The organism is Macrococcus brunensis, from assembly GCF_022343725.1.
Taxonomy (GTDB): domain Bacteria; phylum Bacillota; class Bacilli; order Staphylococcales; family Staphylococcaceae; genus Macrococcus; species Macrococcus brunensis.
In genome coordinates, this window is sequence record NZ_CP092179.1 from 1,846,656 (window position 1) to 1,870,451 (window position 23,796).

The window sequence follows — 23,796 nt, forward strand, 5'->3', positions numbered from 1 at the left end:
TCCTTTCCTTTAAACGAGCGTTTCTATTATCGTTTCCAGCTTCATGCCACGACTTGCTTTGAAGAGCACTTTTGCCTCTTCATTCAGTCGTGATTTCAGGAATTCTGCTACGGCTTCTTTCGTATTAAAGTAATGAGCAGGCACATATTTTTCTGCTTCTTCGTAAATGTAGCGCGCTTCCTGCCCTGTCGCGAGAAGCGTCACGTCTTTTCCTGCAAAGTAGCGGCCGACCGCGCGGTGATAATTTTCTGAGTCCGGACCGAGTTCCAGTACATCGCTTAAGACGATATACTTTGTGCCATCCATTGCATCAATTGTATCTATTGCTGCCTTCATACTAGTCGGACTTGCATTATAAGCATCATTAATCAAAATGCTGCCTGCCGGGCCTGCTAGTTTCTCCATGCGCATACCGGTCATTTCGAGATGTGCAAGATTGCGATTGATTTCTGCATCGCTTAACTGCATATGACGGCCGATAGTCACTGCAATCGCTGCATTTCTGACATTATGAAGACCCAGCATCGGCAGCTCAAAGACCGATTCCGATTCACCTACTTTAAAAGCAATCACATCGTCAAGCTGCTTGATATCTCGCAGCTGGAGCTGATTGTCTTCGTTAAAACCGATAGACTGCTTATCACCTTTAAACGTTGCAGCAAGCGGCTTCAGCAGTTCCTCGTCTCCATCATAGATAAATAGTCCTTTTAAGCCTTCAGTGATCTCGAACTTAGCCTTAGCAATTCCTGCACGGGAGCCGAGGTCACGCATATGGCTTTCACCAATATTCGTGATTGCTGCGATATCAGGCTCCGCAATACGGGATAATAATGCAATCTCTCTGAAGCCGGACATCCCCATCTCAAGTATTGATACTTCTGTGTCTTCATCAAGCTGACAGATCGTCAGAGGCAGCCCGATTTCATTGTTATAGTTACCGATTGTCTTTTTCACTTTGAAATGAGGTGCGAGTACACTCGCAACCATGTCCTTAGTCGTTGTCTTACCATTGGAACCCGTAATACCGATTACAGTAGGATGTACTTCTTTCAGATAAGACTGGCTGAGTTTCTGTAAAGCGGTGAGGCAGTCATCTACTTTAATAAGGGGTACATCCGGTGCATCAGCTACATCATTCTGCCAGAAACTGATGGCTGCACCACTCGCTATCGCCTGAGTGACGTAGCGATGACCATCTGTATGCTCCCCTTTGAAAGGAACAAAAAGAACGGCGTCGTCAATCAATCTTGAGTCTATAGAAACGCCTTCTACTTTGATGTCTTCAAAATTTTTTTCTATCGTACCGCCGCACATGGCAGCGAGTTGTTTTGCTGTTCGTTTTATCATCGCCATCAGTCCATCTTATATTTAATTTTCTTTTTCTCTGTGTAGCGCTCTTTTGCGAGTTCAATCAGTCGGGTGATCAGTTCGCTGTAAGAGACATTCATGTTCTCCCAGAGAAGTGGATACATACTGAACTTCGTGAAACCTGGCATCGCATTTGTTTCATTGATATAGATCGTTTCGTCTTCAGTAACGAAGAAGTCCGCGCGTACTAAGCCTGAACAATCTGTCGCTTTGAACGCTTCTACAGCCATGTTACGGAGTGTTTCAGCTGTTTCCTCGGAAATATCTGCCGGGATAGCGAGTTTGACTTTGCCGTCTTTATATTTCGCTTTATAGTCATAGAATGCAACGTCCTTCACTACTTCACCAGGTAACGTCGTCTCAGGATGGTCATTACCAAGAACAGCGACTTCGATTTCACGAGCGCTGACACCTTGTTCAACGACGAGTTTACGGTCAAATTGGAGTGCTTCTTCTATACCTTTGATCAGTTCCTCGCGGTCATTGCACTTAGAGATACCGACAGATGAACCTAAATTGGCCGGCTTAACGAAAACCGGATATTCCAGTTTATTATCAACCAGTTCAAGAATATTGGTACGATATTTCTCAAATTCACTTCTTAAGAAGCTGACGTAAGGAAGTTGCGGCAGTCCTCTATTCGCGAATAACTGTTTCATCACCAGTTTATCCATTGAGCTTGATGCAGCTAAAACGCCGTTACCGACATACGGTAAATCGAGCACTTCAAATAGGCCCTGAATTGTTCCGTCTTCACCGTTCGGTCCGTGCAGGAGCGGGAAAAGTGCATCATAGGCCTGACCTGTTGTTGACTGGCTCAGCATCTCTGTCAGAGAAACTGATTCTGAAGACATCAGTCGCAGAACTTCTGCGTCTTCTATCTTATTTGTGATAGCAGGGCCTTTAATCCATTCGCCCTCATTAGTGATATAGATAGTATCCACTGCATATTTCTCTTTATCCATCGCATTGATGACTGATTGTGCCGTTAAAATGGAGATATCATGTTCTGCACTTTTACCACCATAAATAATACAAATATTTTCTTTTGTCATATTACGCCTCCATAAAAATTGTTAGTGCTATCTTATCACGATATGAAACGATAGAACAAATTGCAGTTGAAAATTTCAATCATATTTCATTCTTTTTCTAACTTAAGTTATAATGGTTATTATTAACTCGCAGTAAGGAGAAGTGCTTACCTCAATGAAACAATGGTTAGAAAAGATTGACTGGTGGTTACTTGTACTGCTTATCGCTTTTGCAGCGGTCAGTATAACGGTTATCACATCCGCAATGACCGGTCAGCAGTATGCAACCAACTTCGCAGAACGACAGTTCCTATATTACATACTCGGTTTTATCATCGCGCTTTCTCTTATGTTTATCTCACCTAAAAAACTCCGTCAGTTTGTCTGGCCGATTTATTTAGTTGGTAATCTGGCTTTAGCAGGGCTTTTCATCCTGCCTGAATCTTCTTTCACGCCGATTATCAACGGTGCAAAGAGCTGGTATAGAATTGGACCCATCAGTCTTCAGCCCTCTGAATTTATGAAAGTGATCTTAATGCTGATTCTGGCAAACGTGATTTATCGCCATAATCGCTTCACGTTCAATAAAACGATTCAGACAGATTTTAATCTCATTCTGAAAGTAGCAGGTGTCGCACTTGTACCGATGATTTTAATTCTATTGCAGAATGACCTGGGAACGACACTCGTATTACTCGCCATCATTCTCGGCATGATCATCGTCTCAGGCATCAGCTGGAAGATACTTGTCCCTTTCCTGTTGACGATCGGTGCAGTCGGAGCTTCACTTATTCTGAGCATTCTTTATAAACCGGTTTTAATTGAAAAAGTGCTGGGAATTCAGACTTATCAGCTGGGCCGAATTAATTCCTGGCTTAATCCTGAAGCTTACAGTGAAGGTGACGGCTTTCACCTGATTGAATCGATGAAAGCCATCGGTTCCGGCGGCCTTTTTGGTAAAGGATTTAAGAACGGTGAGGTCTATATCCCGGAAAACCATACCGACTTCATTTATTCTGTTGTCGGCGAAGAATTCGGCTTCATCGGTTCAGTCCTTGTGCTGATTCTCTTCCTGGCCCTATTCATGCATCTGATACGGCTTGCACAGTATGCTGATCATCCGTTCAGCTCTCTGTTTCTGACCGGACTGATCAGCATGCTCATGTTCCACGTGTTTCAGAATGTCGGTATGACAATTCAGCTCGTACCGATTACAGGGATTCCGTTACCTCTCATCAGTTACGGGGGAAGCGCCTTATGGACAGTGATGTGCGGCATCGGAATTGCCCTTAGTATTTTTTATCACAAACAAAAAACCTCTGATTCGTAGGAATCGGAGGTTTTATTTTAATTTAACCGGGGCAACATGCGGTAATGTACGGATGACATCCAGTCGTGATTTTGTTCGAGTTATGTTGACGCCGAGAGTCGATAAAAGCGTAACGACATTTTTCATTTTATCCTGCTTATTCGTCATAGAGTTCTCTCCTGTCAATTGATTACCTTCATTCTAACTGAAACATTCCCTTTTTACTATAGGACTAAAGACTTATTTGTGTAAATTTTTTGAAAATATTATATCTGCGAAGTAAAGGTTCTGTGCGAAAGATTATAGTATAATAGTCTTACTTATAAGAGGAGGCCAACCATTTGAATCATTTAATCGTCAATGAGCTGTCGAATATATATGCACTCGCTATTTTTCTAGGCTTTATCGTCAATATTTTTCTGGCCTTCGTCATCATTTTCCTGGAGCGGCGCACTGCCAGTTCAACCTGGGCCTGGCTTTTTGTCCTCTTCTTCTTACCGCTTCTCGGCTTCTTTCTCTATCTGCTATTCGGCCGGAAGATCAGTCGGGAACACCTCTTTTACTTTGATGAGAGTGATAAGTACGAACTGGAAACCGTTATCAACGAACAGATTTATGCGCTGGATAATAATTTACTCGTTTCACCGTCTGAAGAAGTCGTCAGACATAAAGATATGATTCGTATGCTGCTGATCAACCAGCCGGCCTTTTTAACAACAGATAACCGTGTCAACGTACTCACTGATGGCCATGATAAATTCGAGAACCTAATCACGGACATCCTCGCAGCGAAAGAGCATATCCATATTCAATATTATATTTTTAAACGCGACGGTATCGGTCAACGTATTATCGATGCGCTCGAAGTAAAGCTCCGAGAAGGCGTTGAAGTCCGTATGCTATATGACGATATGGGCTCAAGAACACTTACTTTATCTAAATTCAAAGAGTTCAAAGCACTCGGCGGACAGGTAGAAGCATTCTTCCCGTCCTTCTTTCCGCTCATCAACTTCAGGCTCAATAACCGTAACCACCGCAAGATTGTTGTGATAGATGGTCGTATCGGTTATATCGGCGGTTTTAACGTCGGGGATGAGTACCTTGGTCTCGACGATAAATTTGGTTACTGGCGAGATACACACTTGCGCATCGAAGGCGATGCAGTGAATGCGCTGCAACTCCGTTTTATCCTGGACTGGAATTCACAGGCGACCCGTAATTTCCTCCGCTATGAACCAAAATATTTTCCGGATGTTAAAAGCGGCGGGGATGTCGGTATTCAAATCGCCTCAAGCGGTCCGGAGGAAGAACTCCATCAGATCAAGTACGGCTATATCAAGATGATTTCAAGCGCTAAAGATTCCATCTACATTCAGAGTCCTTATTTCATTCCAGATGCTGCTTTTCTGGACGCCTTGAAAATCGCGATTCTCTCTGGTGTTAAAGTTTATCTGATGATTCCTAACAAACCCGACCATCCGTTTGTCTACTGGGGAACGACGACATTCGCGAGCGAACTGCTAAAAGTAGGGGGTAAAGTCTTTCTCTATGAAGAAGGCTTTATTCATACGAAAATGATTGTCATTGATGACGAAGTTGCGAGCGTCGGTACCGCCAACATGGATGTCCGAAGTTTTGAGCTGAATTTCGAAGTCAACGCCTTCATCTATGACGCCGGAGTCGCTTGTGAACTGCGTCACGCCTTTGAAGAAGATGTCAAACTCTCCAGTGAAATGACGATAGAATTATACGAACAGCGTGCGTTATGGATCAAAGTAAAAGAAGCATTAGCGCGACTTATTGCCCCTATCCTTTAAAAGGGGTAACAGCACAACGTTCACCAGGAACAGACTATGAGCTAAAAGCGCACCGTAGCTCAGCATTTTTTCTTTGTTAGAAAGTTTAATCATGACTTCACCTCTTCTCATATTTGTTACACTGTACCCATAAATGAAGTAAAAGGAGCATACTGATGATAAAAGAAACCGAAAAATACGTGAAAGATTTTCACATGGGCGATTCATCCGGCCATGATTATGCGCATATCGAACGTGTCAGAAAAATGGCACTCACTATCGGCAGAGAAGAACAGGCTGATCTGCTGATTGTCGAGATGGCTGCGCTGCTCCATGACACAGTCGATGATAAACTGACGGACGAAGTCACTGCCTGGACGAAGCTTGAAAACTTCTTCGACCAGATTGCGCTCGCTGAAGATAAACGTGACGCAATCAAGCATATTCTGAAATATATGAGTTTCAAAGGCGGTAAGAACGCCGGTAAGCTTGAATCACTGGAAGGCAAGGTGGTACAGGATGCTGACCGTCTGGATGCCATCGGTGCAATCGGAATCGCCCGTACTTTTATGTATGCGGGTAAGTTCGGCGATATCATGTACGATCCACTCATTCCACCACGTGACCTGCAGCAGGCAGATTACCGCGAAAAAACACATGCGATTAATCATTTTTACGAGAAACTACTCAAATTAAAAGACTTGATGAATACTGAGACAGGTCGAGCTATAGCTGCAGAAAGACACGAGTTTATGGAGCAATTTGTGGCTCAGTTCAAAAAAGAATGGCAATAAAAATAAGCTGACTTTAAAAGTCAGCTTATTTTTATTGATTCCATAAATCCAGCAGGCTCTGGATAGACAAGACGCCTGCGCCTAGTGTGACCAGCACTGCAATGACACCGAACACAAGCATCCATGTCGGATGTTTGTAGTCACCTACAATTGATTTCTTGCGTGAAGCTATCAGAATAGCGGTTAATGTCACTGGTAAGATGAGTCCGTTGAACGCACCTGCTAAAATCAGCAGCTTAACCGGCTTCCCAATAAAGACAAACACAATAGTCGAGAAAACAATAAAGCATATGATGACGATATTATTATATTTCGAGAAAACAGGGTGGAACCCTTTTAAGAATGAAGCACTGGTATAAGCGGCACCGATAACAGACGTCAAGGCTGCCGCCAATAGAACTAAACCAAATATTTTTGGCCCGATATCACCTAGCGCATACTGGAATGCAGATGCCGGTGGGTTATCGGCATTCAGTTTAACACCCGTTGCGACGACACCGAGTACTGCCAGGAATAAGAAAAGACGCATAAATCCTGTTGTTAAAATACCGAGGTTCGCTGCACGCGTCACAAACGGCAGATTTTTCGGACCGACCATACCATCTTCAATTAAACGGTGAGCACCGGCAAATGTGATATAACCGCCGACTGTTCCACCGACGATTGTAATAATCGGCATAACGAGTGCTGCCGGATTTTCAGGTGCAACCATACGATACGCGGCTTCTGCGTAAGGTGGATTGACTTTAATCATGACAATCCCTACTATGACAAGCATCAGAGCACCGAGTATCTGTGTGATGACATCCATCACTTTCGCGCCACTCTTAGAGCTGAAGATTAAGATAGCAAGTAAACCTGTGATCACAGCGCCTATTTTTACATCCAGCCCGAATAATGCATTGAAACCAAGACCTGCGCCTGCCACGTTACCGATGTTGAAGGCGAGGCCGCCCAGTACAATCAGGATAGAAATAACTGTCCCGAGACCCTTCACTACTTCGTTCGCTACATCCTGACCACGCTTTCCTGTTACAGTCAGCACACGCCAGATATTCAGCTGAGCACCGATATCAATAATAATACTGACTAATATCGCAAATGCAAAACTGGCTAAAAACTTCTCCGTAAAGACGGTCGTCTGTGTTAAAAAGGCCGGTCCAATCGCTGACGTTGCCATCAGGAAGATAGCGCCGAATAGCAGACGTCTCTGTCCAGCTGTTAATTTTGTGTTGTTTTCCATTCTTTCATCCCCTTTGTTCTGACTATATCGTCGTCAGTTCTATATTCTGTTTCTGTAAAGCCGTTCTGATTGCATGGACGAACTGGAGAGCTTCAGGTCCATCACCATGAACACAAATAGAATCTGCCTGGATCGGCACAAGCTTACCTGTTTTCGTTTTGACGACCTGATCGTTTATCATGCGCAGGATATGAGCAGTTGCTTCTTCTGCATCATGGATCAGTGCATCGGCTTCTTTCCGGCTGACAAGTGTTCCATCCTCTTCATAGTTGCGGTCTGCGAAAACTTCATGAATCCCAGTCATCCCTTTATCTTCTGCAGCCTGAACAAGATGGCCGCCTGCTATCCCCATCACTTTAAGCGCTGGATCCAGTCTGTAAAGCGCGTCAACAATATGATCAGCGAGTTTGCGGTCGTTAAACGTCGCGTTATAAAGGGCACCGTGCGGTTTAACATGATTTAACTTAACACCATGACGCTGACAGAATGCCTGAATCGCACCGACTTGATAAGTGATGAGTGCTTCAACTTCTTCATAAGGCATATCTACTTTGCGGCGTCCAAAGCCCATCAAATCGTTATAACCGGGATGTGCACCTATACCGACACCTTGTTCTTTGCACAGCTGAATAGTCTGTTCCATGACATTAAAATCACCTGCATGCATCCCGCATGCGACATTCGCTGAAGTAATAAGCGGGATGATCGCCGCATCATTACCAATCTTGTAATTACCAAAACTTTCTCCTAGATCTGCATTTAAATCAATTTTCATCAGTTATCCCTCCAGGAAGTGGTTCTTCTCAAGAAACTTAATATCGAGCGTGTTGGCAACATAGTTCGGATGCTGAATGATGCGATACTGGAAATCCAGGTTTGTCGCAAAACCGTCAATAACTGTCTCATCCAGAATCGTCTGCATTTTCTGTATCGTCCGTTCACGTGTTAAATCAAACGTGATGATTTTTGCAATCATCGAATCATAATAAGGTGAGACCGTACAGTTCTCGTATAGGAATGTATCGATTCTGACACCAGGTCCGCCAGGTAAGTGCAGACCTTGCACTTTACCTGGAGACGGTCTGAAGTTGTGGGCAGGATCTTCCGCATTAATCCGGCATTCCATTGCAAAACCGTGGATTTTAATATCTTCCTGCTTGAATGGGAAGTGATCATCCAGTGCAATATCGAGCTGCGCTTCTATAATATCGACACCTGTCACGCGTTCTGTCACAGTATGTTCCACCTGGACCCTTGTATTCATTTCCAGGAAATAATAGTCGTTGGTTTCTTCTACGTAAAGAAATTCAAGCGTACCCGCACCGCGGTAATTGATGTTCTTTGCCGCGCTGACTGCGTCGCTCGTCATCTTCTCACGTATGTCTGCCGGCACGATAACAGCCGGAGCTTCTTCAATCAGTTTCTGGTTATTACGCTGAATCGAGCAGTCACGGTCGTACAGATGAATAGCGTCTCCTTTACCATCACCCAGCACCTGCACCTCGATATGTCGCGCCGTTTTGATAAACTTTTCAATATACACTCTGTCATCACCAAAAGCTTTGAGTGCTTCATTCTTAGCGGAATGATAAAGTTTTTCTACATCAGCCAGATCATTGACAATCCGCATCCCTTTACCTCCGCCACCTGCAACTGCTTTGATGACAAGCGGCACTCCGACTGTTTCAGCCATTTTAACTGCTTCTTCTACTGTCGGAATGACATCTTTAGAGCCGGGTATGACAGGGACACCTGCAGCAATCATCGTTTTTCTTGCTTCTGCCTTATCTCCCATCTTATCAATCGTTTCAGGTGTAGGACCGATGAAAATAATATCATGCTCCGCGCATGCTCTCGCAAATTTTGAGTTTTCAGCGAGGAAACCATAACCCGGATGGATGGCGTCTGCATTTGAAACGATTGCTGCGGAGATGATCTGATTCATATTCAGATAACTTTTCTGAGCTTGTGCCGGACCGATGCAGTATGCTTCATCCGCCAGTGCTACGTGAAGCGAATCCTTATCAGAAGTAGAATAGACAGCAACGGTCTGAATACCGAGCTTTTTACATGTTCTGATAATACGGATCGCAATTTCTCCTCTGTTGGCAATCAATACTTTTTTCATTGTGACACCCCTAAACTTCTTTAATTTTGACTAACGGCTCGTCATAGCTGACTGCTGTACCACTTTCCACTAAGATTTCCTCAATTGTTCCTGATACTTCAGCCTGGATATCATTCATGACTTTCATCGCTTCAATAATCCCGATACGGTCGCCTTTTTCGACTTTCTGACCGACTTTCACGAGTGGTTCAGTGCTGTCTTCATTTTCAGTATTATAGTAAGTACCGACTAGCTGTGATTTCTGAGTATAGCCTTCAGAAGTCACTTTTGCTTCATTCTGTACAGGTACCTGATTTTGTACAACTGGAGCTGCACTTGATTCCGGCACTGCTTTTTCGATATGATATTCTGTTTCTTTATCTTTATATGAAATGACTTTTAACTGATTATCATTCATCAGCTGGATTAATGTTTCTAAGTTTTCTGTATTCATATTATTTCACCCTTTTAATTAATTGTTGGATCTTGCTACCTGATGAACGTCCTTTATACGCCAGCACATTAATATCTTCAATATATTTCAGCATCTTCTTTTTCTCTTGAATCGCTTCTTCTAAGGTCCCCGGCACGAGATGAATCTCTTCACCTGGTTTCTTCTGTACAAGTTTCACCAGGTCATAGAAATAGACCGTTCCTACTTTAGCGTAACCACCGACTGTCTGACGGTCGCTCAGCAGCACAATCGGTTGACCTGACGCTGACACCTGTATAGAACCCAGCTGTACCGGTTCAGAGATAATATCGTAGTTCTCTGCCTTGATTGTATCGCCTTCCAGTCTGATACCCATACGGTCAGACATGTTCGAAACTGTATAAGATTTCAATTTGAATTTTTCGAACCGTTCAAACTGCTGCCCCGGAATAAAACGGATTTTATTATCATCGAATGCCGGTGTATAAAGAGTCTTTTCCGGTACTTTTTCTGAATTTGAAAAGACGAGCTCATCTCCCGCTTTCAGCGCTCGGCCTTCTACACCGCCGAGTTTAATCTTAGTGTGCGTCGCATAGCTATCATAGATAGGTTCTATATCAAACCCGTTTCTGACTGTCAGATAAGTGCGCATGCCGTTCACTGCAGCTCCAAATGCCAGCTGATCATTCATCTTGGCATAATGGATGGTATTATGCTTCACTGGTTTACCATTTAGCGTCGCCTGCATATCTGCACCTGTAATAATAAACGCATTACCGCGTCCAAATTCGAACGTCCCACCCTGCATCGTCATTTCAAGACTGACAGGACGCTCATTACCAAGCAACTGATTGCCGACCATAAAGCTGAAATAATCCATTGCGCCGCTTGGGCTTAAGCCAATATGCTGAACTCCTTGACGACCTGCATCCTGCAGCGTCGTAAACAGACCAGGCTGTATCACTTTTAAACTCATGCTTCAACCTCCTTTACTTCGATTTTGTACTCGGCATCTTGCTCTATTGCCGTATATTCTTCTTTGCTGATTGCTTTAAACTGAATATAGTCCCCCGCTTCATAAAAAACAGCAGGTGTACGATCTGCATCAAATAAAGTGACAGGTGTCCGGCCGATAATATTCCAGCCACCTGGTGATGCAAGAGGATACATGCCTGTCTGTTCATTGGCGATACCCACAGAGCCTGCTGGTATTTCTTTACGAGGTGTCTCTTTTCTCGGCTTAGCGATGGACGCATCCAGTCCGCCGAGGAATGGAAACCCTGGCATAAAACCTAACATGTAGATCAGATATCGTCTGGAAGTATGACGTTCAACCACTTCCTGCGGCGTCAGCCCACAGTACTCTGCCAGTTCATCCATATCCAGTCCATAGTCATAACAAACAGGAATCGTATAGACTTTCGCCGTTCGCTTCATCTGACTATTGATATCCAGACTTTTAATTTTCTCAACCAGGACATCATGCGTGATTGAATCATTAAAATAAATGACAAGCGTATGATAAGAAGCAATGATTTCTTCAATTCCATCCACTTGCTGTGTTTCAAATGCGTGTTTTAATGCCAGCACCTGTTGATTCACTTGCTCGCTGATTGTCTCTTCAAACACACATGCAATCGCATTTTCATTAATATATTTAATGTCCATATATGAAACCCCTTTCAACTACCATATAAATTTTAACATACTATTCAGATAATTCTCTATGTTTTTTTGCTGCATTAAATGGATGAAGTAACAATTAAAAAAAATCACCGTCATTTTGACGGTGATTGAAAACTATCTTTTTTTCTTTTTCGCTTTAACTTGTGTGTTTCTCACTACTTTTTCCTGGTTCTCTTCATGCGCATCGATAAGAGGTTTCATTTCTTCATGAACTTTCTGTTTGTAGAACTTATTCCCTAACCATGTTTGCAGGACAAGGAATGCCCCACCGACTGCCCAGTATAATGGGAGTGCTGCTGGAGAGATGTAAGACATCCAGATGATCATAATCGGTGAAATGAACATCATCATACGCATTTGTGCTTTCTGCTCATCAGGAATATTCTGCATAGAGACAAAGGCCTGAGCCGCATAGACAATACCTGCGATAATAGTCATTAAAATATCCGGCTCTGTCAGTTTAAACCATAAGAAGTCAGGATACTGCGTAATTCCGCCACCTGATGGATATTTAAGAACATAGAAGAGACCTGTAACAATCGGCAGCTGAATTAACAGAGGCAGACAACCCATATTAAGTGGATTGATGTTATTGTCTTTATACAGTGCCATCATTTCCTGATTGGCAGCCATTTTCTCTTCTTGTGTACGTGCATGTTTTGATTTTTCCTGTATCGCTTTTAACTGCGGCTGAATCAGGTTCATTTTTTCTTTCATGACACTCTGGTTCTTATAAGTACGCATCATGAACGGGAACAATGCAAGACGCACAATTAACGTAATCGCGATAATCGCAAGACCATAGTTATGACCCATATTGGCACCCAGCCAGTGAATCAGTAAATCCAGTGGATGTACAAACGTATCATAAAAGAAGCCTGTACGATTAGACTCTTTGGAATAATCACAGCCCGCTAAAAATATAATAATACCGAACAATAATGGCATCAATGCCTTTTTCTTCATTTCTTCACCTCATAGTATTCTTCACATAGAGGTTATTTTAACACATTTTATGTGCTGATTAAACTAGGGAACTCGTTTATTTGTAATAATCCAGATAATTCTTCACATCTTGTTCAATGTTGGAACTGGCAGCGATTGAAGAAATGGTCGAGATGCCGTCTGCGCCTGCTTTCAGTATCATCTCGCAGTTACGATTTGTAATACCGCCAATCGCGACAATCGGAATCTGTTCATCGTAGAGACGCATCTTACGAATCAGTTCGATGCCGCCGGGACGTTTCGCATCATTTTTTGAACTTGTTTCATAGACAGGTCCCACACCGATATAATCCACATGCGCTAAGTCAGATTGATCGTATTCCTCAAAATTGCTGACAGAAAGCCCGATGATTTTATTCGGAAACTTTTCAATGATGTCTGCAATCTTGTCATCATCCTGACCCAGATGAATACCATCTGCATCAACATCAAGCGCCAGCTGCCAGTCATCATTGATAATAAAAGGTACGCTGTATGCCGCACACAGCGCTTTTAATTTGAGTGCCATCTGTTTTTTTTCTTCCCCAGCTAATGCGCCTGTCCCTTTTTCTCTGAATTGAAACAAAGTGATGCCTGCTTTTAAGGCTTCTTCAAGAACCGTTTCAATATCTTCAGTATTATTGGTACCGCAAATAAAATATAGTTGTAACATCTCACGCTTAAATTCCAATTAGCTCACTTCTTCCACTCGCATATTCTCTGCTACGTCATTTTCATCTATGCTGTTCAACATATCCAGCAGATTGATCTGAAAATGGCCCGGCAAAGTGCCATTATCAAGTGATTCAGCACGCTCAGCTGCAACATTGTAATAAGAGACAGCTTCGACTAAATCATCTAATGTCGGTTCAACCTCATTATATATAAAAGCGGATACAATTGCCCCTAATAAACATCCTCCGCCCGTGACTTTAGTCAGCATCTCCGTGCCGTTCGACAGCTTTTTCACCTTGCCCTGTGCATAAACAGCATCCTGCGCGCCTGTCACGATTACCGCAGTCTCCAGCTGCCCACCTGCTACCTGTGCGATTGCGACTGTATCAAGTGATAAGTCACTATCCGTCCCTTTCATTGTCGCCTCTTCAATCAGCCCTTTTAGCTCTGACGCATTGCCTCGGATGACACTGATATCATAGTTCTCGATAAGTTTCAGACAGAAATTTTTTCTAAATGCTGTCGCGCTGCAGGCAACTGGATCCAGAACGACTGGAACGCCAAACTTATTTGCTGCTTCTGCCGCTTTTTCCATGGAAGGCATACTTTCTTTAGTCAGTGAGCCGATATTGATAAGGACTGCCCCTGCATGCTTAATAAAATCTTCCAGCTCTTCGACTTCCGTCGCCATAGCCGGACTCGCACCAAGCGCCAGTAGACCATTAGCAGTGAAGTTCTTGACGACATCATTCGTCAGGCAGATGATAAGGGGATTATTTTGTCTGATTTGATTGAGTCTCATATTCTTCCTCCTGATAGCTGAAATGATTGACCGGTCCATTACCGTGGCCGAGTCCCGGGTTGTTAAGAATCGCGCTCGTGATATAGGCTTTAGCCGTTCTGACACTGTCTTCTATAGAGCGGCCTTTCGCAAGTTCCGCTGTAATGACAGCGCTGAACGTGCAGCCCGTGCCGTGTGTATGATGAGTCGCGATTCTTTTGGCTGGCAGCTCAGTGACACCCTTTTTGGTAAAAAGATAATCAATGGCATCGCCCTCCATATGTCCCCCTTTTACGATGACAGACTGACTACCGATTTCATTCAGAAAGATGTGACCGGCGCGGTCGATATCACTTCTCGTTTCGACCTTCATATTCAAAATACGTTCCAGTTCCGGCAAGTTTGGTGTAGCTACTGTTGCGAGATCCAGCAGTTTATAGCGTACCGCGTTCTTTCCTGCATCATCCAGCAGATCGTCACCGCTTTTTGCAACCATGACCGGATCAATGACATAAGGAATACGGTGCTTCTCGATATAAGGTCTTACGACATCCATGACTTCACTTGATGCAAGCATGCCTGTTTTAACAGCGTCCGGCACAATATCACTATAGATGCTCTCAAGCTGAGCTTCCAGAACATGCACCGGCTGGTCAAAGACCTGCTGTACGCCGCGCGTATTCTGAGCGACGATACTGGTAATGGCGCTCATCCCGTAAACACCTCTTGACTGAAAGACTTTAACATCAACAATTGTACCGGCGCCGCCAGTCGGATCTGTTCCTGCAATAGAGAGTGCTGTTTTAAACATTCCATTTCTCCTGATGATATGACATCGCGAAAAATCTTCTTTCGTGAACACAGCTTTCAAGGAAATTACGTCTTAAAATAGCTTTATTCTGCTCGGTCGTTGTTTCAGCAAAACGATTGACCCAGCGGTTCAGATGACCCATCAACTCATCCATATTCACCGCATAGAAATCCACCCAGTCTTTTAAAGGATTACCTATTAAATCATGATTTTCTTTTATTTTTAAAGCCAGCTGTTGGTAAACATAAGGACAAGGGGCCATCGCACAGATGGTGAAACTTGCATCATCATATTTAAAAGCATTGTAGTACATATGTTTGATATAGTGATCGCTCGCCGGATACCACTCGCCGCCTTCGATAATCGATGCATAGTCCTCCCCGACATAATCTGCCATCGTATAATGGGCAGTCACTTCGCCGTTGACGACAAAGTCAATCTGCTCGAGCAGAAAACGTATATCTTCTTTATCATCTAATTTCGCAATTAAGAGACTATAGATTTTAGCAAATTCATTTAAATAGAGGTGATCTGCTTTCAAATAATGACGAATCGCATCCTTCGAAATATCCCCGTTGATGATACCTTTAATAAAAGGATCATGATAAATGGCATCAATAATAGGCGCCGCTTCCTGTTGTAGTTCATCTGTAAACATAGTGATTCCTCCTTCAAAATAAAAAAGACCTATTTCTGCAGAAAAAGGTCTTTAAGCACGACCGCTTTCCTACGCTAGCATTATCTAGATCAGGTAAAGGGTTTGACATCGTCATCTCAGCCATCAGGCACCCCTAGCAGTAATAGATATATTGTTATGTTAAGCATATAGAACTCAAGGTTTGAATGCAAATAAAAAAAGACTATCCGCAGATAGTCTTGAATGATTAGTAAGCTGTGCTCCAGTGCTGTGCACCGTATTGTGTATAAAGGATGCGAGCACGTTTCCATTGTTCTTCAACAGAAGCATTAGCCGGGTTACCTGTGCCGCCGACAGCAGCCCAAGTTGTTGGTGAAAACTGGAATAAACCGTAGTAACCAGCTGGGTTGACCGCACGTGGGTTACCGCCTGATTCACGTTGCATAATTAATTTTAAATGAGCATCTACGCTTGAATTTGTAGCGTATGAAGCAGCTGAAGTTTGAGTTGTCGCTGCTTTAGGCGCTTGATATGCTGGAGCTTGTTGAGCTGGTGCCTGATATGTTTTCACTGGTGCTGCCTGCTGTACTGGCGCCTGGTATGTTTTTACTGGTGCCGCCTGCTGTGCTGGTGCCTGATATGTTTTTACTGGTGCCGCCTGCTGTACTGGCGCCTGGTATGTTTTTACTGGTGCTGCTTGTTGACCACCCACTACTAGAGTTTTACCTGCAATGATTAAATCAGATGATAAGTTATTCCAGGCTTTAAGATCTGCTACTGTTACATTGAACTGAGCAGCGATTTTCCCTAAAGTATCGCCTGCAACGATATGATAGACTGTTGTATCATGATTTTCCGCTTTAACAGCTTTTTCATTAATTTTTAAAACTTGTTTCGGTAAGATCAGATTAGAAGTTAAACCATTTTCAGCTTTAAGATTTGCAACTGAAGTACCATATTGCTGTGAAATCGCCCAAAGTGTATCTCCAGATTTAACTGTGTACTCTGCTGCATTTGCTGTTGCTACGAAAGATCCTGCTACCGCTACTGCAGTCGATGCCGCCAATACTTTTTTCATAAATGTTTTCCTCCTAGGGATGGTCTTTTTTCATTAATAACAATATATCAGAATAAAATATTTCATAGGTTACAGATATATATAAAATAAAAGCGTAATATTACGCTATCGTTACAAAAAGTTATGATTGGATTCTTTTTATAAAAAAAGAAATTAACTCAGAGGGTTAATTTCAGTTCTCATTCACTTGAAGTGTGCGACCTTCAGTCAACTTTTGTTCTTCTGTTATATGATTTAAATGATGGATCTGTTTAACTGATACATCACACTTGTCGGCTATTTCTGGTATTGTATCGCCCTTAATCACTTTGTATTTTCCATTTACAAGGACTTCTACTTTCGGATTAGGTGTAATTAGAGTGGTATCAACCGCGTTGATTTTTTCTATGTTCTCAATCGTTCTATCATATTTATCTGTAATTGACCAAACCGATTCATCCATCTGCAAATTTTGCATTTTTGCTTCAGCATTCGTTGTTGCTACAATGCCAGACAAAATGACAGCACCGACAATGACTGATAATCTATTCATTTCTGTGTTGTCTCCCGTCTTTGTTTAATCTTGATATTACTTTAGCACGCTTTATGATTTCTATGGTTACAGAAAAATGATAAGTCGGCTCTTTAAATTACGTTAGCATTACAAAATGATATCAAAATAAAAAACCCTTCCAGACAGCACGTTTGAAAGGGCGAGTGGGGTGTGAGTAAGAAGGATGTCTTATGAGAGTACAGCTGCTTCCTTTGTTTCGTCTTCAGCTTTTTCCTGTGGCGTATCATTCGTTAATGTATCAAGTGATTTCAGTAACTCATGACTTTCATCATCAGTAATGACTTTAACTGGTTCGGTCTCGATGGGTGCTGTATTCTGATCAGCAATCATCTGTTTTACTAATTTTTCTTTAGCCAGCAGAATCGTATGTGTTTTTTCGGCATCTGATAGTTCACTCCAGATTTCATCAGGTGTCTGAGGGAGTATATCACCTGTTTTAATGGCACCAAAATTAGGCAGAAACTTGATGCTTTCAATCAGAATTTCTGTAAAATACTGTGGTTTATCTTCTCCTGGTTTCTGGTAACGGTTGCTGTGGATCTGACCCGTCACACAAACTGTTGAGCCTTTACGACAATATTGTAATATATTCGCCGCTGTTTTGTTGAAAGCTTTACAGTGCAGGAAATCTACTGTCTGAGCTTGCTCATCGCGAGGTTTATACCCCCGTTCAATCGCAATAGGGAATGTGACGCACTGTACGCTATTTTTACTGGAATGTTGGTTGGTTTTAGGCGCATTCGCCAGGCGTCCAACGAGCACAACTTTATTGATCATGTGTCACCTCCTTTCTAAACTCACTATAACCTGACTGAAATAAATTGAAAAATCACCGTTTTTATTTTTCTGCGGCTCAGGTAGTGCAGATTCTGATAAATTACTTGTATTTGATAAAAAACTGCGACTTATTACTGACATTTCAGGAAAATCGATAACTTTTTGAATTAAATTCAGGCAAACTATATAATGAATGAAAGGAGGATGGATCCATGAAAACATTTAAAGCACTCAGGTTTCAGATTGTAGAAAATGAGACCACACATGAGTTCACCGTACATGATGGAGTCATCATTAATAAGGAGAACAGTGGTACAGGCTGGCTGCTGGAAATCTTGATTGATCGTATACATAAAGAAACAATGGAAGCCTATCAGCAAAACCACACCGTGCTGGACACAAGAGTTGTCATCACGCGCGCCTCCAATGATCCAGCCTTGTTTGAAGCAACTATTAAAAATATCAAAGAATTAAATGACCATATTTCTGTTATTTTTGAATGTCATATTTATACACCAAGACAGGCTTATGCAGAGCAGCTGCTTGAGCAACTTGTTGAAGATGAGTTAACAGGTGATGAATTGATTAGCACATTTAATCGCATGATGGTCTCTAAACCTATTTTAAGAGAAAAAGACTGAATAAAATTTCACTTTAAACAAAAGCCCCCTGTCACACTTTAAGATGTGACAAGGGGTTTCATTATTCTTTAGCATCTGTTAATGCAAATGTAATTTCACAGCTGCAGGCTACTGCGCCGTCTACTGTTGCTGTTGCAGTTCCTTTACCGATAGGCCCTTTAATTTTAGAGATCTCTACTTCTAATCTCAACGTATCACCAGGCGTCACCTGTTTTTTAAAACGGCATTTATCAATTCCTGCAAATAAAGCGATTTTTCCTTTGTTTGCTTCCATATCAAGCATCGCAACTGCACCTACTTGTGCCAGTGCTTCAACAATCAGAACCCCGGGCATGACAGCATAGTCCGGGAAATGCCCTTGAAAGAAAGGTTCATTGCCACTCACTTGCTTGATGCCCACACAGCGTTTACCTTCTTCCAGCTCAACAACTCGGTCAATCAGCAGAAATGGATAACGATGCGGAATAATTTTCTTGATTTCATCAAAAGTCAGAATAGTTTCCATCTAATTTAAGCTCCCTGTCAATTCGAAAATATGTGTCCATGTATTTGGATTAAAGATGCCAAACGGTGAATGAAGAACACCGTAACCCATCATCAGTCCAACTAAAAATAAGATGAGTGCCAGTACAAGTATAATTACAATCGTCACAAACATCGGTATTTTGCGGTGAACGACTTCATTACCTGAATAATTAGCCATTTTTTTACCTCACTTCTACTTTATCTTCTTCCGTTCGCTCAATATCTGCTCCTAATTGCTTGAGTTTGCCATGGAAGTTAACGTACCCACGGTCAAGGTGCTTCAGTTCAGTCACACGTGTATAACCTTCTGCGACCAGTCCTGCAAGAATCAGTGAAGCAGCTGCTCTTAAATCTGTTGATTTCACTGATGCACCGTGCAGCTCACTCTTACGAATAAAAGCAGTACGGTCGCTGACTCTGACATTTCCGTTCATCTTCATAAATTCATCGATATGCATAAAACGATTCTCAAATACGGTTTCTGTCATACGACTTTCAGTCTCTGCCGTCATCATCAGGGCTGTCATCTGTGCCTGAATATCTGTCGGGAATCCTGGATGCGGCATTGTTTTAACTTCGACGCCTTTAAGAGGCTTATTCACTGTTACGCGTAATCCTTGTGTTTCTTCTGAAATAGTGACGCCCATCTCCTGCAGCTTAGAAATAAGAGATGTCATATGTTCCGTGCGGGCACCTTCAATCAGAACGTCGCCTCGTGTAATCGCTGCTGCAATCATATAAGTACCTGCTTCGATACGGTCGGGAACAATCGTATGTGCAGTCCCAGATAAACGTTCAACGCCTTCAATCGTTAACGTATCTGTACCGGCACCCGTAATACGTGCACCCATCGCATTTAAATAATCGACTAAGTCAACAATTTCAGGTTCTCTTGCAACGTTAGCGATGACAGTTGTTCCTTCAGCAAGTGTCGCTGCCATCACAATATTCTGAGTCGCGCCGACACTCGGGAAATCCAGATAAATGTTTGCGCCTTTCAGCCGACCCTCTACATGTCCGACTAAATAACCATTTTCCTGTTCAATTACGGCTCCTAATGCTGACAATCCTTTTAAATGCTGTTCAATAGGGCGTGATCCAATAGCACAGCCACCTGGTTGTGCAACTCGTGCATGACCTAATCTTGCAAGAAGAGGCCCCATCACTAATATACTCGCTCTCATTTTACTGACGTATTCATAACTTGCCGTTGATTCAAGTTCTGACGTTGCATCTACTTCATATGTATTTGCAGCTACTTGCTTCACGCTGACATTCAAACCGTCCAGTACATGACTGATTGTATTAACATCTGATAACTGAGGAACATTTGTAAAAGTACTTACGCCATTATCCGCTAATATAGATGCTGTTAAAATAGGTAGCACTGCATTCTTTGCACCTTCTACTTTAACTGTTCCTGACAGACGGTTTCCGCCCTTTACTAAAATCATATCCATTATTTTTCCTCCACCACTCAACTTCTATAACCTATACTATATCAAAAATATGTATGGAACAGTAAGTTTAATTACCGGGCTCTCTACATCCAGGTCATCTGCTGAGAAAAATAGATGATATCCATCATAAAGTCACTGACCAACTTTCCGAGCGCAAAACTAACAAAAACCAGAAGTAACTGTATCTGCTTTGTGTGATTGCCCTTAAACCATTGTTCTGTTCTCAATGATTTAAGTGCCCAAAAAGAGAGACATGTAAACACAACATGAAGAACCAGATGAATGAGTGCATATATACCTGTATCCATATTTTCCTCCTCAATTAAAAAAAAGACTTAGCGCGTGCTAAGTCTTTTTGGGTTTTAACGATATTTGGCTACATCCAAACGATTGATGGCACGATGAAGTGCACGTTCAGCGCGGTGATAATCCACGCCTTCTTTTTTGTCATGCTCCAGACGCTCCTGGGCACGGCGTAAAGATTCCTGTGCACGGTCAATATTGATGGCATCTGATTGTTCAGCAGCCTGTACAAGCACTGTTACGCCTGTCGCACGGATTTCAGCAAAGCCTTCCGTTACAGCGATATAATGTACTTTTTTATCAACAGTCACACGTACTGCACCGATTTTGAGCGGGGCAACAGTCGGAATATGTCCGGCCATGATCCCCATCTCACCACCTTCAGTCTGTAGTACGACAAGTTCAGCCTGCTCAGTAGAATAAACTGAACCATTAGGAGTAACAATATTTAACGCTAACGTGTTCATATCTCATTCCTCCTAAATTAGACTTGTACACCCATACCTTTAGCTTGTTCAAGTACTGCTTCAATGCCACCGACTAAGCGGAATGCATCTTCAGGGATGTGGTCGTATTTACCTTCAAGAATTGCTTTGAAGTCCTGAACTGTCTGTGCAACTGGCACATAAGATCCTTTTTGACCTGTAAACTGTTCAGCTACGTGGAAGTTCTGTGATAAGAAGAACTGGATGCGACGTGCGCGGTTAACAGTCTTTTTATCATCATCAGATAACTCATCCATACCCAGGATGGCAATGATATCTTGTAATTCACGATATTTCTGAAGCGTTGCCTGTACACCACGAGCTACTGCATAATGCTCTTCACCTACTACAGAAGGTGTTAAAGCACGTGAAGTTGATGCAAGTGGATCTACGGCCGGGTAGATACCCATCTCTGTTAATTTACGTTCTAAGTTTGTTGTTGCATCTAAGTGAGCGAAAGCTGTCGCTGGCGCCGGGTCAGTATAGTCATCGGCTGGTACGAATACTGCCTGGATTGACGTTACAGAACCTACGTTAGTAGAAGTGATACGTTCCTGTAACTGACCCATCTCAGTTGCAAGTGTTGGCTGGTAACCAACGGCAGAAGGCATACGACCTAAGAGGGCTGATACCTCAGAACCTGCCTGAGTGAAACGGAAGATATTATCGATGAATAACAGTACGTCCTGACCTTGTTCGTCACGGAAGTATTCTGCCATTGTTAAACCTGATAAAGCGACACGCATACGCGCACCAGGTGGCTCGTTCATCTGTCCGAATACCATCGCTGTTTTCTTGATAACGCCTGAGTCACTCATTTCGTGGTATAAGTCATTACCTTCACGCGTACGTTCACCAACGCCTGCGAATACAGAGATACCACCGTGCTCCTGTGCGATATTGTTGATTAATTCCTGGATTAATACCGTTTTACCTACACCGGCACCACCGAAGAGACCGATTTTACCACCTTTGATGTATGGTGCTAATAAGTCGACAACTTTGATACCTGTCTCAAGAATTTCCACTTTCGTTGATAACTCTTCGAACTTTGGTGCAAGACGGTGAATTGGATCGCGACGAGTACCTGCCGGTAACTCTTCTCCTAAATCAATTTTTTCACCGAGAACGTTGAATACACGTCCTAATGTTTCGTCTCCAACTGGAACAGAGATAGGTGATCCTGTATCTGTAACATCAGCACCACGTTGTACGCCGTCTGTAGAGCTCATTGCGATAGTACGAACTGCATCGTCACCTAAATGAAGGGCTACTTCCAGAGTTAACGTTGTAGTGCCGTTTTCACGCTGGATATCTAAAGTTAAAGCGTTATTAAGTTCTGGTAACTGACCATGTTCGAACTTAACATCGATAACTGGACCCATAACTTGAATTACGTGACCTACTGCCATTATTATTCCTCCCTAAAATTATTCGAGTGCCGCTGCGCCGCCGACAATCTCAGTAATCTGTTGTGTAATTGCCGCCTGACGAGCACGGTTATATTGTAATGATAAGTCATCTATCAGTTCTTTAGCATTATCTGTTGCATTCTTCATCGCTGTCATACGAGAAGCATGTTCACTAGCTTTAGCATCGAGTAAGGCTCCGTAAATCAAACTTTCTGCGTATTGAGGAAGAATGACATCTAAAATGGCTTCTTTGTCGGGTTCAAATTCATACATCGCAGTCGCTCCAGTCGCCTGAATATCACTCTGACTGACTGGTAAAATACGACGTTCCTGAACTTCCTGCTCCAGCACACTGATAAAATGGCTGAAGTGAAGGTAAAGCTCATCGAATTCACCCGCTTCGTAACGCTCAACTGCACTTTTAGTCATTGCATTGATCGCTTTGAATGAAGGTTGTTCTGGCAGTCCTACCATCTCATTGATGATATTATAGCCACGTGCCTTCAGGAAATCTCGGCCTACACGACCAATGACCAGAATGCCATACTGACTTGCATCATTGTTATGACGTTCTCTGATAATATTCGTCACATTCTTCAGCACACTTGCATTATAAGGACCTGCAAGACCTTTATCACTCGTTACAACGAGATAACCAGTTTTCTTGACGGGACGTTTTACAAGCATAGGATGTGAACTATCATTACCACCGATTGCTGAGATTGTTTCCTGCATCTTGTCCATATATGGATAGAAGCTTTTCGCATTTTCTTCAGCACGTCGTAGTTTAGAGTTAGATACCATGTGCATGGCTTTCGTAATCTGACTCGTTTTCTGTGTTGAAGTAATACGTGTTTTGATCTCTCTAAGTGAACTCATTTTGTCACCACCTTATTTACTTATC

General features: G+C 42.7%; 28 protein-coding genes and 1 riboswitch. Of the genes, 4 read left to right on the forward strand and 24 right to left on the reverse strand.

Translation table 11 applies throughout. The features are described from left to right. Window positions 1-9: 9 nt before the first annotated feature. On the reverse strand, window positions 10-1,347 hold the full coding sequence (locus MGG13_RS09775) for a UDP-N-acetylmuramoyl-tripeptide--D-alanyl-D-alanine ligase (RefSeq protein WP_239035716.1): 1,338 nt from the start codon (window positions 1,345-1,347) through the stop codon (window positions 10-12). Between the two features lie 5 nt (window positions 1,348-1,352). Next, window positions 1,353-2,423 (reverse strand): D-alanine--D-alanine ligase, encoded by a 1,071-nt coding sequence (locus tag MGG13_RS09780; RefSeq protein ID WP_239034751.1) that lies wholly within the window; start codon window positions 2,421-2,423, stop codon window positions 1,353-1,355. A gap of 154 nt (window positions 2,424-2,577) precedes the next feature. Here MGG13_RS09780 and rodA point away from each other — a divergent pair, with 154 nt between their 5' ends. Then, window positions 2,578-3,732 carry a rod shape-determining protein RodA gene (gene rodA, locus MGG13_RS09785; RefSeq protein WP_239034752.1) on the forward strand — a complete coding sequence of 385 codons (1,155 nt, stop codon included), beginning with the start codon at window positions 2,578-2,580 and terminating at the stop codon, window positions 3,730-3,732. Window positions 3,733-3,744: 12 nt separating this feature from the next. Here the strand turns inward: rodA and MGG13_RS09790 are convergent, their stop codons facing one another. Beyond that, window positions 3,745-3,879 (reverse strand): Lmo0850 family protein, encoded by a 135-nt coding sequence (locus tag MGG13_RS09790; RefSeq protein ID WP_229713250.1) that lies wholly within the window; start codon window positions 3,877-3,879, stop codon window positions 3,745-3,747. A 173-nt stretch (window positions 3,880-4,052) separates the two neighbouring features. On the opposite strand from MGG13_RS09790, the gene cls reads away from it, so the two are divergent. Next, window positions 4,053-5,528 (forward strand): cardiolipin synthase, encoded by a 1,476-nt coding sequence (gene cls / locus MGG13_RS09795; protein WP_133432167.1) that lies wholly within the window; start codon window positions 4,053-4,055, stop codon window positions 5,526-5,528. A gap of 155 nt (window positions 5,529-5,683) precedes the next feature. Continuing rightward, window positions 5,684-6,301 carry an HD domain-containing protein gene (locus MGG13_RS09800; RefSeq protein ID WP_239034753.1) on the forward strand — a complete coding sequence of 206 codons (618 nt, stop codon included), beginning with the start codon at window positions 5,684-5,686 and terminating at the stop codon, window positions 6,299-6,301. A 31-nt stretch (window positions 6,302-6,332) separates the two neighbouring features. On the opposite strand, the gene MGG13_RS09805 is transcribed toward MGG13_RS09800, so the two are convergent. The 14 genes from MGG13_RS09805 to MGG13_RS09870 all read right to left on the reverse strand — a co-directional run bounded on the left by MGG13_RS09805 (window position 6,333) and on the right by MGG13_RS09870 (window position 18,066). Beyond that, window positions 6,333-7,544, reverse strand: a complete 1,212-nt coding sequence (locus MGG13_RS09805) for an NRAMP family divalent metal transporter (RefSeq protein ID WP_239034754.1) — start codon at window positions 7,542-7,544, stop codon at window positions 6,333-6,335. A 22-nt stretch (window positions 7,545-7,566) separates the two neighbouring features. Beyond that, window positions 7,567-8,319 (reverse strand): LamB/YcsF family protein, encoded by a 753-nt coding sequence (locus MGG13_RS09810; protein ID WP_133432164.1) that lies wholly within the window; start codon window positions 8,317-8,319, stop codon window positions 7,567-7,569. Between the two features lie 3 nt (window positions 8,320-8,322). Next, the gene (accC, locus tag MGG13_RS09815) at window positions 8,323-9,672 is read right to left on the reverse strand and encodes an acetyl-CoA carboxylase biotin carboxylase subunit (RefSeq protein WP_239034755.1); all 1,350 of its coding nucleotides are present in this window, start codon (window positions 9,670-9,672) and stop codon (window positions 8,323-8,325) included. 10 nt (window positions 9,673-9,682) lie between these two features. Further along, window positions 9,683-10,105, reverse strand: coding sequence for an acetyl-CoA carboxylase biotin carboxyl carrier protein (locus MGG13_RS09820; protein WP_133432162.1), 423 nt, complete (start codon window positions 10,103-10,105; stop codon window positions 9,683-9,685). Window position 10,106: 1 nt separating this feature from the next. Next, the gene (locus tag MGG13_RS09825; RefSeq protein WP_239034756.1) at window positions 10,107-11,060 is read right to left on the reverse strand and encodes a 5-oxoprolinase subunit C family protein; all 954 of its coding nucleotides are present in this window, start codon (window positions 11,058-11,060) and stop codon (window positions 10,107-10,109) included. Beyond that, the gene (pxpB, locus tag MGG13_RS09830) at window positions 11,057-11,752 is read right to left on the reverse strand and encodes a 5-oxoprolinase subunit PxpB (RefSeq protein ID WP_133432160.1); all 696 of its coding nucleotides are present in this window, start codon (window positions 11,750-11,752) and stop codon (window positions 11,057-11,059) included. The genes MGG13_RS09825 and pxpB overlap by 4 nt, the downstream gene beginning before the upstream one ends. A 132-nt stretch (window positions 11,753-11,884) precedes the next feature. Next, window positions 11,885-12,736 (reverse strand): membrane protein insertase YidC, encoded by an 852-nt coding sequence (yidC, locus tag MGG13_RS09835; protein ID WP_133432159.1) that lies wholly within the window; start codon window positions 12,734-12,736, stop codon window positions 11,885-11,887. Window positions 12,737-12,812: 76 nt separating this feature from the next. Continuing rightward, the gene (thiE, locus tag MGG13_RS09840; protein ID WP_239034757.1) at window positions 12,813-13,445 is read right to left on the reverse strand and encodes a thiamine phosphate synthase; all 633 of its coding nucleotides are present in this window, start codon (window positions 13,443-13,445) and stop codon (window positions 12,813-12,815) included. Beyond that, a complete protein-coding gene (thiM, locus tag MGG13_RS09845) occupies window positions 13,446-14,231 on the reverse strand; it encodes a hydroxyethylthiazole kinase (RefSeq protein ID WP_239034758.1) in 786 nt (261 codons plus the stop codon). Next, window positions 14,203-15,021, reverse strand: a complete 819-nt coding sequence (thiD, locus tag MGG13_RS09850) for a bifunctional hydroxymethylpyrimidine kinase/phosphomethylpyrimidine kinase (RefSeq protein ID WP_133432157.1) — start codon at window positions 15,019-15,021, stop codon at window positions 14,203-14,205. Before thiD ends, thiM begins: the two co-directional genes overlap by 29 nt. After that, window positions 15,014-15,679 carry a thiaminase II gene (tenA, locus tag MGG13_RS09855; RefSeq protein ID WP_239034759.1) on the reverse strand — a complete coding sequence of 222 codons (666 nt, stop codon included), beginning with the start codon at window positions 15,677-15,679 and terminating at the stop codon, window positions 15,014-15,016. The genes thiD and tenA overlap by 8 nt, the downstream gene beginning before the upstream one ends. A gap of 49 nt (window positions 15,680-15,728) precedes the next feature. Further along, window positions 15,729-15,824: riboswitch (TPP riboswitch) on the reverse strand. Window positions 15,825-15,905: 81 nt separating this feature from the next. Beyond that, window positions 15,906-16,736: a transglycosylase family protein gene (locus MGG13_RS09860; RefSeq protein ID WP_239034760.1), complete on the reverse strand. Its 831-nt coding sequence runs from the start codon at window positions 16,734-16,736 to the stop codon at window positions 15,906-15,908. A gap of 172 nt (window positions 16,737-16,908) precedes the next feature. Then, window positions 16,909-17,268, reverse strand: coding sequence for a LysM peptidoglycan-binding domain-containing protein (locus MGG13_RS09865; RefSeq protein WP_133432154.1), 360 nt, complete (start codon window positions 17,266-17,268; stop codon window positions 16,909-16,911). Between the two features lie 189 nt (window positions 17,269-17,457). Further along, entirely contained in the window at window positions 17,458-18,066 is a 609-nt protein-coding gene (locus tag MGG13_RS09870; protein ID WP_239034761.1) for a single-stranded DNA-binding protein, read from the reverse strand. A gap of 212 nt (window positions 18,067-18,278) precedes the next feature. Here MGG13_RS09870 and MGG13_RS09875 point away from each other — a divergent pair, with 212 nt between their 5' ends. Then, window positions 18,279-18,707: a YwpF-like family protein gene (locus tag MGG13_RS09875; protein ID WP_133432152.1), complete on the forward strand. Its 429-nt coding sequence runs from the start codon at window positions 18,279-18,281 to the stop codon at window positions 18,705-18,707. 61 nt (window positions 18,708-18,768) lie between these two features. On the opposite strand, the gene fabZ is transcribed toward MGG13_RS09875, so the two are convergent. From fabZ to atpG, 7 genes are all read right to left on the reverse strand, one after another. Then, window positions 18,769-19,212 (reverse strand): 3-hydroxyacyl-ACP dehydratase FabZ, encoded by a 444-nt coding sequence (gene fabZ, locus MGG13_RS09880; RefSeq protein WP_133432151.1) that lies wholly within the window; start codon window positions 19,210-19,212, stop codon window positions 18,769-18,771. Next, complete coding sequence (locus tag MGG13_RS09885; RefSeq protein WP_208001767.1) at window positions 19,213-19,410, reverse strand: DNA-directed RNA polymerase subunit beta; 198 nt, start codon at window positions 19,408-19,410, stop codon at window positions 19,213-19,215. A gap of 4 nt (window positions 19,411-19,414) precedes the next feature. Then, on the reverse strand, window positions 19,415-20,692 hold the full coding sequence (murA, locus tag MGG13_RS09890) for a UDP-N-acetylglucosamine 1-carboxyvinyltransferase (protein ID WP_239034762.1): 1,278 nt from the start codon (window positions 20,690-20,692) through the stop codon (window positions 19,415-19,417). Window positions 20,693-20,775: 83 nt separating this feature from the next. Then, on the reverse strand, window positions 20,776-21,000 hold the full coding sequence (locus MGG13_RS09895) for a DUF1146 family protein (RefSeq protein WP_133432149.1): 225 nt from the start codon (window positions 20,998-21,000) through the stop codon (window positions 20,776-20,778). Window positions 21,001-21,054: 54 nt separating this feature from the next. Then, the gene (locus tag MGG13_RS09900; protein ID WP_133432148.1) at window positions 21,055-21,462 is read right to left on the reverse strand and encodes a F0F1 ATP synthase subunit epsilon; all 408 of its coding nucleotides are present in this window, start codon (window positions 21,460-21,462) and stop codon (window positions 21,055-21,057) included. Between the two features lie 17 nt (window positions 21,463-21,479). Continuing rightward, complete coding sequence (gene atpD / locus MGG13_RS09905; RefSeq protein WP_133432147.1) at window positions 21,480-22,892, reverse strand: F0F1 ATP synthase subunit beta; 1,413 nt, start codon at window positions 22,890-22,892, stop codon at window positions 21,480-21,482. A gap of 18 nt (window positions 22,893-22,910) precedes the next feature. Next, entirely contained in the window at window positions 22,911-23,771 is an 861-nt protein-coding gene (atpG, locus tag MGG13_RS09910) for an ATP synthase F1 subunit gamma (RefSeq protein ID WP_239034763.1), read from the reverse strand. Window positions 23,772-23,796 lie beyond the last annotated feature (25 nt).